The sequence below is a fragment of the Flavobacterium celericrescens genome, from assembly GCF_011392075.1.
Lineage (GTDB): Bacteria > Bacteroidota > Bacteroidia > Flavobacteriales > Flavobacteriaceae > Flavobacterium > Flavobacterium celericrescens.
This window is the reverse complement of record NZ_JAAJBV010000003.1, coordinates 34094-48095: the sequence shown is the minus strand read 5'-3', so window position 1 is coordinate 48095 and position 14002 is coordinate 34094. Positions and strand designations below refer to the sequence as shown.

The 14002-nt window shown below is 32.1% G+C and carries 13 protein-coding genes; 6 read left to right on the top strand and 7 right to left on the bottom strand.

Annotated elements, in window-relative coordinates; translation table 11 throughout:
• Positions 1 to 10 precede the first annotated feature (10 nt).
• Positions 11 to 910: a DUF4349 domain-containing protein gene (locus tag G4L40_RS05040; protein ID WP_166236068.1), complete on the bottom strand. Its 900-nt coding sequence runs from the start codon at positions 908 to 910 to the stop codon at positions 11 to 13.
• Between the two features lie 201 nt (positions 911 to 1111).
• Here G4L40_RS05040 and G4L40_RS05035 point away from each other — a divergent pair, with 201 nt between their 5' ends.
• The 5 genes from G4L40_RS05035 to G4L40_RS05015 all read left to right on the top strand — a co-directional run bounded on the left by G4L40_RS05035 (position 1112) and on the right by G4L40_RS05015 (position 8281).
• Positions 1112 to 2401, top strand: coding sequence for an anthranilate synthase component I family protein (locus G4L40_RS05035; RefSeq protein WP_166236067.1), 1290 nt, complete (start codon positions 1112 to 1114; stop codon positions 2399 to 2401).
• Positions 2402 to 2417: 16 nt separating this feature from the next.
• Complete coding sequence (tilS, locus tag G4L40_RS05030; RefSeq protein WP_166236066.1) at positions 2418 to 3725, top strand: tRNA lysidine(34) synthetase TilS; 1308 nt, start codon at positions 2418 to 2420, stop codon at positions 3723 to 3725.
• A complete protein-coding gene (locus G4L40_RS05025; RefSeq protein ID WP_166236065.1) occupies positions 3725 to 5728 on the top strand; it encodes a protein-disulfide reductase DsbD family protein in 2004 nt (667 codons plus the stop codon). The genes tilS and G4L40_RS05025 overlap by 1 nt, the downstream gene beginning before the upstream one ends.
• A gap of 86 nt (positions 5729 to 5814) precedes the next feature.
• Positions 5815 to 7350 carry a YifB family Mg chelatase-like AAA ATPase gene (locus G4L40_RS05020; protein WP_166236064.1) on the top strand — a complete coding sequence of 512 codons (1536 nt, stop codon included), beginning with the start codon at positions 5815 to 5817 and terminating at the stop codon, positions 7348 to 7350.
• A gap of 16 nt (positions 7351 to 7366) precedes the next feature.
• Positions 7367 to 8281, top strand: coding sequence for an alpha/beta hydrolase (locus G4L40_RS05015; protein WP_166236063.1), 915 nt, complete (start codon positions 7367 to 7369; stop codon positions 8279 to 8281).
• On the opposite strand, the gene G4L40_RS05010 is transcribed toward G4L40_RS05015, so the two are convergent.
• From G4L40_RS05010 to panB, 6 genes are all read right to left on the bottom strand, one after another.
• A complete protein-coding gene (locus G4L40_RS05010) occupies positions 8267 to 8635 on the bottom strand; it encodes an SET domain-containing protein-lysine N-methyltransferase (RefSeq protein WP_166236062.1) in 369 nt (122 codons plus the stop codon). The genes G4L40_RS05015 and G4L40_RS05010 overlap by 15 nt on opposite strands.
• A gap of 124 nt (positions 8636 to 8759) precedes the next feature.
• Complete coding sequence (locus tag G4L40_RS05005) at positions 8760 to 10115, bottom strand: hydroxymethylglutaryl-CoA synthase family protein (RefSeq protein ID WP_166236061.1); 1356 nt, start codon at positions 10113 to 10115, stop codon at positions 8760 to 8762.
• Between the two features lie 148 nt (positions 10116 to 10263).
• Complete coding sequence (ypfJ, locus tag G4L40_RS05000) at positions 10264 to 11118, bottom strand: KPN_02809 family neutral zinc metallopeptidase (RefSeq protein ID WP_166236060.1); 855 nt, start codon at positions 11116 to 11118, stop codon at positions 10264 to 10266.
• Positions 11119 to 11159: 41 nt separating this feature from the next.
• Positions 11160 to 11930 (bottom strand): hypothetical protein, encoded by a 771-nt coding sequence (locus G4L40_RS04995; RefSeq protein WP_166236059.1) that lies wholly within the window; start codon positions 11928 to 11930, stop codon positions 11160 to 11162.
• Positions 11931 to 11940: 10 nt separating this feature from the next.
• Positions 11941 to 12636 carry an RluA family pseudouridine synthase gene (locus G4L40_RS04990; RefSeq protein ID WP_166236058.1) on the bottom strand — a complete coding sequence of 232 codons (696 nt, stop codon included), beginning with the start codon at positions 12634 to 12636 and terminating at the stop codon, positions 11941 to 11943.
• Between the two features lie 2 nt (positions 12637 to 12638).
• Positions 12639 to 13457, bottom strand: coding sequence for a 3-methyl-2-oxobutanoate hydroxymethyltransferase (gene panB, locus G4L40_RS04985; RefSeq protein WP_166236057.1), 819 nt, complete (start codon positions 13455 to 13457; stop codon positions 12639 to 12641).
• A gap of 59 nt (positions 13458 to 13516) precedes the next feature.
• Between panB and G4L40_RS04980 the strand changes: the two genes are divergently transcribed.
• Positions 13517 to 13951, top strand: a complete 435-nt coding sequence (locus G4L40_RS04980) for a nuclear transport factor 2 family protein (RefSeq protein ID WP_166236056.1) — start codon at positions 13517 to 13519, stop codon at positions 13949 to 13951.
• Positions 13952 to 14002 lie beyond the last annotated feature (51 nt).

Below are 14002 nucleotides of genomic sequence, written 5' to 3'. Positions count from 1 at the left end.
GACGCTTTTTTTATTTCTTTAGATACTTTTTATATCCCAAAAATCCAATAAAACCTATTAAGGCAAACGGCCAAAGTACCACAATAAACGAAAGAATGTTTTCGAGCATAAACCAACCTGTTTTTAGGCTATCCCATATTTGTAATCCAATATTTGGTCGGTAAGCATTAATACTTTTTTCATTAGCTATCATTTCTTGTTTAATGCTTTCGTCTTGGTAGATATTTAAGGTTAAAGTGCTATAATTCACTTGATCTTTTAACGATAGATTTTGCAGTTTGGTAGCGTCATTTTCTTCTCTTTTAGTAGCTAGATTTTCTTCCGCGTTTATGATTTGGTTTAGTTTTTTTCCTTTGTTGTCAATTGCTTTTTCGATTCTTTTTTCGGAGGTATTGTTTCTTTTTTGCGCCATTTCATTGGATAACATTTGTAAAGAAACATCATCTGCTTTGATAATACGATAATCTAAAAAGTTAATTTGCTTAGCAATGGTTTTAATCACCGTATCCATTTTGGTATTAGGAACGCGTATTGTAATGTTATTGTCTACTTTGTATTTTGTGGTAACTAGAGTGCTGTCTTGGCTTACCTTGGTTTTGTCTTCATCATAAATGTTGCTTTGTAAATTGGTATAAGTAACAAAGCCGCCAAATTTTGAGGTTGCTTCTTCAATGGCATAAGTAGATTTGGCTACATTTTTAACTTTGAATTTTACATCTGCGGTTCGGACAAATTTTCGGTCACTATTTTTGTTTTCTACTGCGGCTGAAGAAGAAATTACACTAGTACTGTCGGTAGTAGTTTCGGCAGCATAATCAGCACTTGCCTCTGTTCTTTCAGCAGCTTCTTTGCAAGAAAAGACTAAGCCAATAGCTAGCAAAGTCAAAACGGTTTTGGTGTTTTTGTTCATAAAAATTCATTTTAAAGTTATAGATTAATTAATTTGATTTAATAATTTGTAAATGAGTAATTTTTTAATCAATGACAATATGAATTTTTAAAGTGGTTGGACTTATTTCAGATAAAATAAAAATCGTGCCAAATTTTAACAATTGTAATCATTTTCAACAACTATTTTTTTATTGTACTTTTGGAGCGTAAATTTTCCAATTTGAGAACAGTAATTACAAAAGATGTTTCCCAGTTTTCCAATTTTAAAAACCAACTTTTACATTGGTCAAACCAACACAGAGAGGTTGCTTTTTTAGATTCAAATGCTTATCATCAAAAGTATTCGAGTTATGATGTAGTTTTGGCTGTTGAAGCTTTCACTTCTATTAAAACCGATGTTAAAAATGCGTTTCAGGATTTGTATCAATATCAAAGTCAAATGAAAGATTGGTTGTTTGGTTATCTGTCCTACGATTTAAAAAATGATACCGAAGATTTACAATCCAATAATTATGATGGATTAGTATTTCCTGATTTGTTTTTCTTTCAACCTAAAAAGTTGTTTCTAATTAAAGGAAATCAAGTTGAAATGCAGTATTTACGAATGTGTGATGATGAAATAGAATCTGATTTCGAAGAAATTCTTTCATTTACTTCCAGCTTCCAACTTCCAACTTCCATCACAATAGAACAACGCATCTCAAAAGAAAATTATTTATCCAAAGTTTCCAAAATGCTAGAACACATTCATCGTGGCAACATTTATGAAGCTAATTTCTGTATGGAATTTTTTGCCGAAAATGCTCATATCGAACCTTTGGAAATCTATCAAAAATTGAATGCCATTTCCGAACCACCTTTTGCGGTGTATTTTAAGAATGACCATCACTATTTGCTTTCAGCTTCACCTGAACGTTATTTGCGTAAGGAAGGCAACAAAGTAATTTCTCAGCCTATAAAAGGAACTTCTAAAAGAAGTGAAGTTACAATTATAGACGAACAACTTAAAGTTGATTTAGCTCAAAACGAAAAAGAGCGTTCGGAAAACATTATGATTGTTGATTTGGTTCGTAATGATTTAGCGCACACAGCTACAAAAGGAAGTGTTCAAGTGGAAGAATTGTGCCAGATTTATACGTTTAAGCAAGTGCATCAAATGATTTCGACAATCGTTTCCGAAGTAGAAAATACCACTTCACCAATTGAAATTCTGAGAAGTACTTTTCCAATGGGCAGTATGACAGGCGCACCAAAGATTTCGGCAATGCAAATTATTGAAGCATTAGAAGAAACCAAGAGAGGATTATACAGTGGGGCAGTGGGTTATTTTACTCCAATTGGCGATTTTGATTTTAATGTGGTCATTCGAAGTATTTTATATAATTCTAAAAGTCAGTATTTATCTTTTTCTGTTGGAAGTGCTATTACTTCTCAAGCTGTTCCTGAAAACGAGTATGAAGAATGCTTGTTAAAAGCAAAAGCGATGTTTGAAGTGCTGCAATCCAAATAATTCCTTATTTTTGGTCATGCTTAAAAAATTTCAAAGACATCTCAATACTAATTTTCCTCAACTGAAAAACAAGAAATTGCTTTTGGCGGTTAGTGGTGGCATTGATAGTATGGTTTTGATGCATTTGTTTCAGCAATTGCTTTATGATATTTCCATTGCACATTGTAATTTTCAATTGCGTGGAAATGAGAGTGATGGAGATGAAATGTTGGTTAAAAAAATATGCCAAGACGGATATATTCCTTATTTTATTACGTCATTTGATACAGAAAAATATTCCAGAGATAACAAGCTGTCTATTCAATTAGCAGCTCGAAAGTTGCGTTACGATTGGTTTCATGAACTTTTAGCTGAAAACCAATTGGATTATTTGGTTACCGCTCATCATTTGGATGACAATGTCGAAACATTTTTAATCAATTTCATCAGAGGAACTGGTTTAGAAGGTTTGTCGGGAATTCCATCTCAAAATGGAAACATTATTCGTCCGTTGTTGCCTTTTTCTCGTTTGGAAATTGAAAATTATGCGCTAGAAAATAAAATTCAATGGCGAGAAGATTCTAGTAATGCTTCGGATAAGTATTTCCGAAATAAACTGCGTCACGACATTGTTCCCATTTTAAAAGAATTGAATACGGGATTTTTAGATTCGTTTCAAAATACCTTAAATTATTTGCAACAAGCAGAATCTTTGGTTAACGATGCTTCTAAATTGGTTTATGAAAAAGTTGTAGTTGAGAAAGAGAATCAATTAGAAATTCATTTGAAACCATTGCTTGAATACCAAAATTATAAAGCGTATTTGTTTCAATGGCTGAAAGGATATGGATTTACTTCATGGAATGATGTTTATGATTTAGTTCAAGCGCAATCAGGCAAACAAGTATTTTCTGAAACACATGTTTTATTAAAAGATAGAACAATATTGCTGCTTTATCCAAAAAATAAGTATGATGCGCAAGTAGTTTATAAGATTGAAAAAGAGCAGTCTAATCTTAATTTTCCCTTAAACCTCGTTTTTTCAAAAGCTGTTAACATTTCTTTAAATGGAAATCATACTATATTTGTTGATGCAGATAAAGTTCAATTTCCTTTAGAATTGCGTAAATGGCAAGAAGGCGATTATTTTTATCCTGTAGGAATGAACGGAAAAAAGAAGCTGAGCAAGTATTTTAAAGATGAAAAATATTCACTTTTAGATAAAGAAAATCAGTGGTTATTATGTTCAAATGACCAAATTGTTTGGGTGATTGGAAAACGAGCTGATAATCGCTATATTGCACACGAAACAACACAACAGCTATTAAAAATAGAATTAAAATAATGAAAAAACTAACCTACATTTTATTATTACTTACCTTTTTTGCACAAGGTCAAATACAAAAACCAGTAGTATGGAGTTCTAAAGTTGAGAAGATATCAGATACAGAATTTAATCTGATTATGAATGCCACAATTGAAAAAGATTGGCATGTTTATTCACAATTTACTCCAGAAGATGGTTCGTTACCAATTGTTTTAACATTCAAAAATTCAAAAGGTAATTTCAAATTAATAGGAAAAGCAAAAGAAAGTCCTTATAAAAAACACTTTAATGAAGATTTTGGTGTTGATGAATATTATTTTGAAAATAAGGCTACTTTGACTCAAAGAGTTCAAATTTTGAATCCTAAAGTGGGTAAAATTAAGGTCAATATAGATTTTCAAGCTTGTAAAACACAGTGTATAAATGATAATGTAGAATTGAGTTTTGATATTCCTGAAATAAAATCAGTAGAAGCTACAGTAGTTCCTCCAGTAGTTGATTCAGTAAAAAAAGATGATTCTGCTAAAGACTCATTGATAGTTGAAGATGATAGTCAATTAAAAAAAGCTGCAAGTGCTAGTGTTACATCACCTGTAAAAGAAGAGAAAAAAGGACTATGGTCAATTTTTATTTTGTCATTTTTAGGAGGTTTTGCAGCATTGTTGACGCCATGTGTATTTCCAATGATTCCAATGACAGTAAGCTTTTTTACCAAACAAAGTAAAACAAAAGCAGAAGGTAAAAGAAATGCAATTTTATACGGAATATCAATTATATTAATTTATGTGCTTTTAGGTTCATTGGTAACGGGTATTTTTGGTGCAGATTCTTTAAATGCATTGTCAACAAATGTTTGGTTCAATTTAATTTTCTTTGGATTATTAGTATTTTTTGCTGCATCCTTTTTAGGAGCATTTGAAATTGTATTACCTAATTCATGGGCAAACAAAGTAGATCAACAAGCCGATAGAGGTGGTTTTGTAGGCATCTTATTTATGGCGTTAGCTTTAGCCATAGTATCGTTTTCATGTACTGGACCTATTGTAGGAACGCTTTTGGTTGAAGCTTCTTCTAAAGGAGGTATTGCTCCAATTGTTGGAATGGTTGGTTTTTCATCAGCATTAGCATTGCCATTTATGTTATTTGCAATGTTTCCTGGCTGGATGAACTCTTTGCCAAAATCGGGTGGTTGGTTAAATACGGTAAAAGTTTCTTTAGGATTTTTAGAATTAGCTTTAGCATTTAAATTTTTATCAAATGCTGACTTAGTATTACAATCGCATTGGTTAGAAAGAGAAGTTTTTCTTGCAATATGGATAGTAATTTTTGGGGTTTGGGCGGTTTATTTATTTGGTAAATTAACGTTGCCTCATGATAGTCCATTGAGTCATATTTCAGTTGGAAGATTATTTTTAGCAATATTAGTTTCAGTATTCACAGTATATTTAATACCAGGATTATGGGGAGCACCATTAAAAATAATTTCTGGTTTTCCGCCACCAATGAGTTATAGCGAAAGTCCATACGGAGTGGGAGGTTCATCAACTGGAGCAAGCGAAGAACTTCCAGAACATGCACATTATGGACCTCATAAGATAATTGCTTTCCATGATTATGAACAAGGTTTAGCCTATGCTAAAAAAGTAAACAAACCAGTTTTGTTAGATTTCACAGGTCATGCTTGTGTAAATTGTAGGAAAATGGAAGAACATGTTTGGTCAAAATCAGAAGTTTTACCAATTTTAAAAGACAAAGTAGTTTTAATTTCTTTGTATGTTGATGATAAGCGTGAATTACCTAAAAACGAGCAATATGTGTCTAAAGAAACAGGTAAAGAAATTAAAACCATTGGAAACAAATGGAGTGATTATCAGATTACACGTTATAAAAATAATGCGCAACCATATTACATAATTCTTGACAGTGATGGAACAGATTTAACAGATCAAATTGGTTACACACCAAATGCAGAAGAATACAAGAAGTGGTTAGAAGTTGGTATTTCAAAATTCAAAAAATAAATTAAATCCCGAGTAATCGGGATTTTTTATTTCAAAAACTTTTCTATATTTGCAACGATATAAGCCATTTAAAAAAATTATAAGCCATGTTAGTAAAAGTATTCGGAAGCGCCGTTTTTGGTGTAGAAGCCACCACCATTACTGTAGAAGTAAATATCGATAAAGGAATTGGCTACCACTTGGTAGGTTTACCAGATTCTGCAATAAAAGAAAGTAGTTATCGCATTGCTGCTGCTCTTAAAAATAACAATTATCAATTTCCGGGAAAAAAAATCACTGTAAATATGGCACCTGCCGATTTACGAAAAGAAGGTTCTGCTTATGACTTAACGTTAGCAGTTGGTATTCTAGCAGCCTCATCTCAAATCAAATCAGAAGAAATTCACAACTATGTCATCATGGGCGAATTGTCTCTTGATGGTGGATTGCAACCTATAAAAGGAGCTTTGTCTATTGCTATTAAAGCCAAAGAAGAAGGTTTTAAAGGATTGATTTTACCATTTCAAAATGTGAAAGAAGCAGCTATAGTAGAAGGACTCGATGTATATGGTGTTGAAAATGTGTTACAAGTCATTAATTTTTTTGAAGGGAAACATGATTTGATACCTACTACAATTGATACTTCTGAAGAATTTAATAAAATTTTAGATTTTCCAGAGCATGATTTTAGCGATGTGAAAGGACAAGAGTCTATTAAACGCTGTATGGAAATTGCTGCAGCTGGCGGACATAATATAATTTTAATTGGACCTCCAGGCTCTGGAAAAACAATGCTAGCCAAACGTTTACCAAGTATTTTACCACCTATGACTATGCGAGAAGCATTGGAAACAACGAAAATTCATTCCGTAGCAGGTAAAACTAAAGATGTTGGTTTAATGGCACAACGTCCTTTTAGAAGTCCGCATCACACAGCGAGTTCAGTTTCTTTAGTTGGTGGCGGAAGTTATCCACAACCCGGCGAAATCTCATTGGCACACAATGGTGTTTTGTTTTTAGATGAACTACCCGAATTTAAAAGAGAAGTGTTAGAAGTCATGCGTCAGCCTTTGGAGGATAGAGAAGTAACGATATCACGAGCTAAATTTACAATTACTTATCCATCTTCTTTTATGTTGGTAGCAAGCATGAATCCGAGTCCCGGCGGTTATTTTAACGACCCAAACGCACCGGTAAGTTCATCTCCAATGGAAATGCAACGGTATTTGAGTAAGATTTCAGGACCATTGTTGGACCGAATAGATATTCATATTGAAGTTACTCCAGTTCCATTTGAAAAATTGACCGAAACTCGAAAAGCGGAAAGCAGTATTGCAATTAGAAAACGAGTTACAATGGCTAGAGCAATACAATCTGCACGATTTGAAAATTTTGAACATATTCATTATAATGCACAAATGAGTAGCAAATTAATTAGAGAATTTTGTACTTTAGATGAAGTTTCTTTACAATTATTAAAAACAGCAATGGAGCGATTAAATTTATCAGCTAGAGCCTATGATCGCATTTTAAAAGTTGCTCGAACGATTGCTGATTTAGAAACCGCAGCAACCATACAATCCCACCATATTGCTGAAGCTATACAATATAGAAGTTTGGATAGAGAAGGCTGGTTGGGTTAATATTAAAGTAAATTATATGAAATCATTTTTTTTATTTTTATTGTTTTCAAATCTTGTGTATTCACAAGAACTTCCACAAGTTACTTCAGGAACCATTGAACGTATTGAAAATTTTCAATCTAATTTTGTCACATCCAGAAATATAGATATTTGGCTACCGGATGATTATTCATCCACGAAGCAATATAATGTTTTGTATATGCACGATGGACAAATGCTTTATGATGCCGAACAAACATGGAATAAACAAGCATGGGAAGTAGATGTAGTTATGGCTAATTTATTAGCTGAAAATAAGATCCAAGATGTTATAATTGTGGGTATTTGGAATGGCGTTGAAACCAGACATTTTGATTATTTTCCACAAAAAGCATTTGAAATGCTGACACCAAAACAACAAGATTCAATCTATAATTTGGAACGTTCGGAAGGTGTGAAGTATTTTAATGGAAAAGTAAATTCAGATAATTATTTACAATTCATTGTAAAGGAATTAAAGCCGATGATTGATAAAAAATATGCTGTGTATCAGGATAAAGAGCACACCTTTATTGCGGGTAGCAGTATGGGCGGTTTGATTTCGATGTATGCTATTTGCGAATATCCAAGCATTTTTGGTGGAGCCGCTTGTTTATCAACGCATTGGCCTGGTGTTTTTCATGTTGCTAATAACCCGATTCCAAAGGCTTTTTATCGCTATTTGAATGAAAATTTACCCAATCCTAAAAATCATAAAATCTATTTTGATTTTGGTACGGAAACATTAGATGCAGTATATGAGCCCTTGCAAAATGAAGTAGATAAAATAATGCTGAAAAAAGGGTATGCTGCAACAAATTGGATGACCAGAAAGTTTGAAGGTGAAAATCATTCCGAACTAGCATGGCAAAAGCGTCTTGATATTCCTTTTGTGTTTCTATTTGGAAAGTAGGGTTGAATGTTTTTTCCAGTATTTTTTTCCATAACTGCAAAAAATTTCACTACCAGATTTAATGTTTCTAATAGCAATTACACAAACGTTGTTTTCTTCGTCAAGTGCAATTTTTGCGTTATTTTTAAATAGTGATTTTGAAAAGGCTTCAGCATCGTTAGCATATTTAGCAAAACAGTCTACCAACATTGAATCCATAATAGAACCATCAATCATGTTTATAAAATACTTATCATTTCCATTTTTGATACGAAAGTTTATTTCTTCTTCCGATAGAATCTCTCCTTTGAAAATGGCAATAATTTCATCTTTATAAATATTAATTGCAGTATACAAACCTTTGCCAGCATTCATTAATTGAGAATTTTCAATGTATAAATAATCAGATTCAGGAGCTTCAATTTTTAAAGAAAAATGTTTCAGAAGTCAAATATTTAGTTGTTGTATAACAAATATAGACAAAGTACTTGAAACAAAACTATTCTATAAAATTATAATAACGAGCACCTTTTAAGAGAGGATTGTCATTTTCAATACGTTCCAAAACAAATTCGTTTTTAGGTTGCAAAACTGCAGATTTCAATTCTTTTTTATGTAGCTTTTCGTAGGTTATAAAATCAATGGCAGTGCGATTTTCTAGGGTTTCAAAAAGGTTTGTTTTTAAGATACTGTTTTTCCAATCAGGTTGTATTTCTGCTTCAAATACTTTCGATTTTGAACCACTTCCATACGCTATAAAGCCTATTTTTTTATGTGTTAAATCGCTGTTTTCATTTGCAGAATAATATAAAGCGGATAGTAATCCTAAGAAAATTGATCCTGTGTAAATGTTTCCAACTTCTCCAGAGGCAATTTCTGAAGGATAAATTTTAGATTGCACCAACGCTAAATATTCTGGAGATTTTGTCAAAGCTTTCATTTTATCTTTGAAAGAAGCACCTTCTTGTTTGTCTAATAATTCTTGATTTTCTTTTGCAAAAATTTCGATGAATGTTCTTCTGCCTTGAAAACAGTAGGGAAGGTGCATCAAGATTAATTCCCAATGATTAAAAATGATTTCTTTTTGTTTGCTTTCTGTTTTATAATGATTGTAAGCTTCTGTAATTCGGTTGATGTAACAAGCATTGGAATATTGACCATCAAAAATGGGTTGGTCTTTTACAATAGTGATTTCAGATTCTAAAATATCAAACCAATTTTCGTTTGTAGTCTTTCCAGTAATTGCTTCTTTTTGAATGGTTTGTTTTGGTTTAAAGAAATCAAAAACGCCAGAAGTAGCTACACCAGTTTCTTTAGAAAAATCAATTATTTTTGGGTTTAGACTAATTAACATGGCAATTGCTCCCGCACCTTGTGTGTATTCTCCAGTTGAATTTAAGTCATATTTGGCATTGTCGGAAGCAATAACAATAGCTTTTTTTGTTGGGTTTAATCGAATATAATCGACACAGGTTTGTAAGGCATCAACTGCACCGATGCAAGCAAAGGTTAAATCTACTACATCACAATTTTGTAAAGAATTTTCTCCAAACTTAGATTCAATTAAATTTAAAATATATGAAGCTACGGGTTTTGAATTGTCAACACCACTTTCTGTACCTATATATATTTTTGCTATAGATGCAAGATTGATATTTTCTTGTTCAATAAGTTTAAAAACAGCATTTGCCCCAAGTGTAATTACATCTTGATTAACATCTAAAAAACTCATTTTTTGCAAACCCAGGCCTTTGATTAATTTGTCTGGTTCAATTGCTCTATGAGTTGCTAATGTTGAGATTGGTAAATATAGCTTTGGTATATCAAATTGGATTGCATCTATTCCTACTTTCATTTTTCTGAAAATTAATTACCAAAATTAAAAAAGGTATGCTCAAAAATGCTTGAACATACCTTAAAAATTTCTTTGCAATAATCGATTTACGAATAATGTAAAAACAAATAGTTATTTTTTTAATCTGTTAAAAAATAAACTCAAAACTTTATAATTCTTCAGCAAATGTATCATGTTGTTTGATATCACCTGATTTGAATCCTTTCATAAACCATTTCATTCTTTGTTCAGAGGTTCCGTGAGTAAATGAATCGGGTACTACATGTCCTTGCATTTTACTTTGAATGGCATCATCACCTACAGCATGAGCCGCACTTAGTGCTTCTTCAATATCACCAACTTCAAGATTACTTTTGTTATAATGTGCCCATAGACCTCCGTAAAAATCGGCTTGTAATTCTAGACAAACGGATAGTTTATTGGCATCAGCTTCACTTTTTGATTGTTGCAATTGTCTTACTTTTGCTGAAGTTCCTAATAATGTTTGCACGTGATGTCCAACTTCGTGAGCAATTACATATGCAATAGCAAAATCGCCTCCTTTGGCACCAAAACGTGTGCGAAGTTCTTCAAAAAAAGTCAAATCCATATAGACTTTATGATCACCAGGGCAGTAAAACGGACCAGAAGCTGAACTGGCTCCACCACAAGCAGTTTCAACAGCTCCTGAAAATAATACCATTTTTGGTTGTTCATAAGTACCCAGATTATTTTCTTCAAATATCTTAGTCCAAATATCTTCGGTATCAGCAAAAACAGTAGCAACGAATTCTCCCATTTCTTTTTCTTCAGCAGTCAATTCGCGTTGTTCAACTTGTTCCGTTTGTTGATTAGCTTGACTTTGCTGAATACTGTCTACAAAAGGTGCGGCATCAGGAAAGAACATTTTTACCAATAGAAAAACAATGGCTAAACCACCACCACCAGCAATTATTTTACCACCGCCAGACATTCCTCTACGGTCTTCCACATTGTCACTTTGACGTCTTCCTCTCCATTTCATACTTAATTATTTTAGGGATTTGTTTAATCAAATATATAAAATTATTCTAATCCAATTTCATCTATTGCAGATTTGTCATCAAAACCGATTGCTTGTGCATAAATAGCATAATACATTGAATAAATGTATGAAATAGTAAAAATAAGACCAATACATAATGCAAATATTCCTAACAGCATCCCAATTCCAGCAATTATGAGAGCAATGATAATAATAAAAGGCTTTTTGATAAATAATTGGATACTCTTTGTAATAGCTTCGATATAATTTTGCTCTCCGTAAATAATTAAAGGGATTGTGAATACTGAAAATAAAGCAATAACTATTTGAAATAACATATTTAATAATTCAAGTTCTAAAATGGATAATAAAGATGTAATTACCGCCGTTGTAAAACCAATTATTAAATAACTCATGAAGATTTGTTTAAAATAAGGGGCTTTGTAAAAATCAAAGATTGCGCCTATTTGAATTTCTTGATTGGTATTTGCTAAATGATTTAAGTGAATAAAACCTGCAGTGACCGGGGCAAACAATGCACTAAAAAACATTGTTACAATTGCATTACCTATGATAAAAGTAGGTTCAGTTGCCATCATTTCAATTGAGGTCATGGTTTCTGTAATGTTTGCGAACCCATAGATAGCGCCAAAAATTCCCATATAAACGATAATCATGACTATAGATATAAGTAGCATTCCTAATCCTGCAATAAGGAATGTTTTCTTAAAAGTTGCAAAACTTTCGTCAATAAGGCTTCCTAAATCTAAATTGTACCCTTCTTTTACTTTGTTTTCAATAGTTTCTCTCATAGTTATTAATTTAAATAGATTTCCAAATTACATCATTTGGAGTGGTTGCAATAAAAATACATTTTTCTTTTGTAACAGGATGAATGATTTCTAATTTTCTTGCGTGTAGATGAATACCTCCATCTGGGTTACTTCGATCAAAACCATATTTTAAGTCACCTTTTATAGGACAGCCAATAGCTTGTAGTTGGGCTCTAATTTGATGGTGTCTACCAGTGTGCAAATCAATTTCTAAAACAAAATAATTGTCTAATTTTTTAATGATTTGATAAGTTAAACTAGCTTTTTTGCTATCGGGTACTTCTTTTAAATGGGCTTTAGAAGTATTGTTTTTTGGATTTCGTTTTAAAAAATGGATTAGCGTGTCTTTTTCTTTTGGAGGACAATTTTTCACTACTGCCCAATACGTTTTTTGCGTTTCTCGATTTTTAAAAGTTTCGTTTAAACGAGTTAAAGCTTTAGAAGTTTTTGCAAAAACTACTGTTCCGGTAGTAGGTCTGTCTAAACGGTGTACTACTCCTAAAAAAACATCTCCAGGTTTGTTGTATTTTTCTTTGATGTATTCTTTTACAACATCTGATAATGGTTTATCACCTGTTTTATCTCCTTGTACAATATCACCTACACGTTTATTGATGACAATAATGTGATTGTCTTCGTGAAGGATTTGAAGGTTGTTTTTTGTTGAAATTTCTTTCGTAGACACAATTAATATTGTTCATTAGCATTAGGAAAATCTTGTGATTTCACGTCTGTTACATATTGACCAATGGCTTTTGTCATTTGATCGTATAAATCTAAATAACGACGTAAAAATCTTGGGCTAAATTCATTATTCATGCCCAACATATCATGGATTACTAAAACCTGTCCGTCAACGCCACCACCAGCACCAATTCCAATGACTGGTATTGAAATACTTTTTGCTACTTTTTCTGCTAATGCAGCAGGTATTTTTTCTAAAACTAATGCAAAGCAACCTAATTTCTCAAGCATTTTAGCATCTTCTAATAATTTTTCAGCTTCAGCTTCTTCTTTAGCTCTTACTGTGTATGTACCAAATTTATAAATAGACTGAGGTGTTAGCCCTAAATGTCCCATAACAGGAATTCCAGCATTTAATATTTTTTTAATTGAATCTTTTATTTCACTTCCACCTTCTAATTTAACAGCATGTCCGCCACTTTCTTTCATTATTCTAATGGATGAACGCAAAGCTTCTTTAGAATCCGATTGGTAACTTCCGAAAGGTAAATCTACTACTACCAAAGCTCTTTCGCAGGCTCTAACCACACTTGAGGCATGATATATCATTTGATCAAGTGTAATTGGCAGTGTAGTTTCATGACCTGCCATTACATTACTTGCTGAATCACCAACTAAAATTACATCAACGCCAGCGCTATCCACAATTTTTGCCATGGTATAATCATAGGAAGTTAACATGGAGATTTTTTCTCCATTACTTTTCATATCAATTAATGATTTTGTAGTAATTCTTTTGTAATCTTTTTTTGCTACTGACATTTTGTACTATTTTAATGTAACAAAATTAACTTTTAAATACTTATAATAAAAACCAATTTATGAAGAATTTACTTTTTATCTTATCATTTATAACGATTCAGCCTGTTATAGCTCAAGAATCTAGTCCAAAAAAAGTAGTTGATGATTTTTTTTCAGCTTTTCATGCAAAGGATACTACAACAATAAAGCAATATTGTCATTCTGAAATTATTTTACAAACAATTGCCAATACGAAAGAAGGAAACAAACTAGAATCTGAAGGATTTAGTGATTTTTTAAAATCGTTAACAACAATTCCTACTAACATGAAATTTCAAGAAAAATTATTGGATTATAAGGTAGAAATTGATGGAAACTTAGCACATGTATGGACGCCATATGAGTTTTATATAAATGATAAATTGAGTCATATTGGCGCAAATTCATTTACCCTTTATAATGATAACGGAAGTTGGCAAATCATTCATTTGATTGATACCCGCAGAAGAAAATAAATTTCTTAAAAAAATATTAAAAAATATAAACTCCTCTGTATATTTGCAATC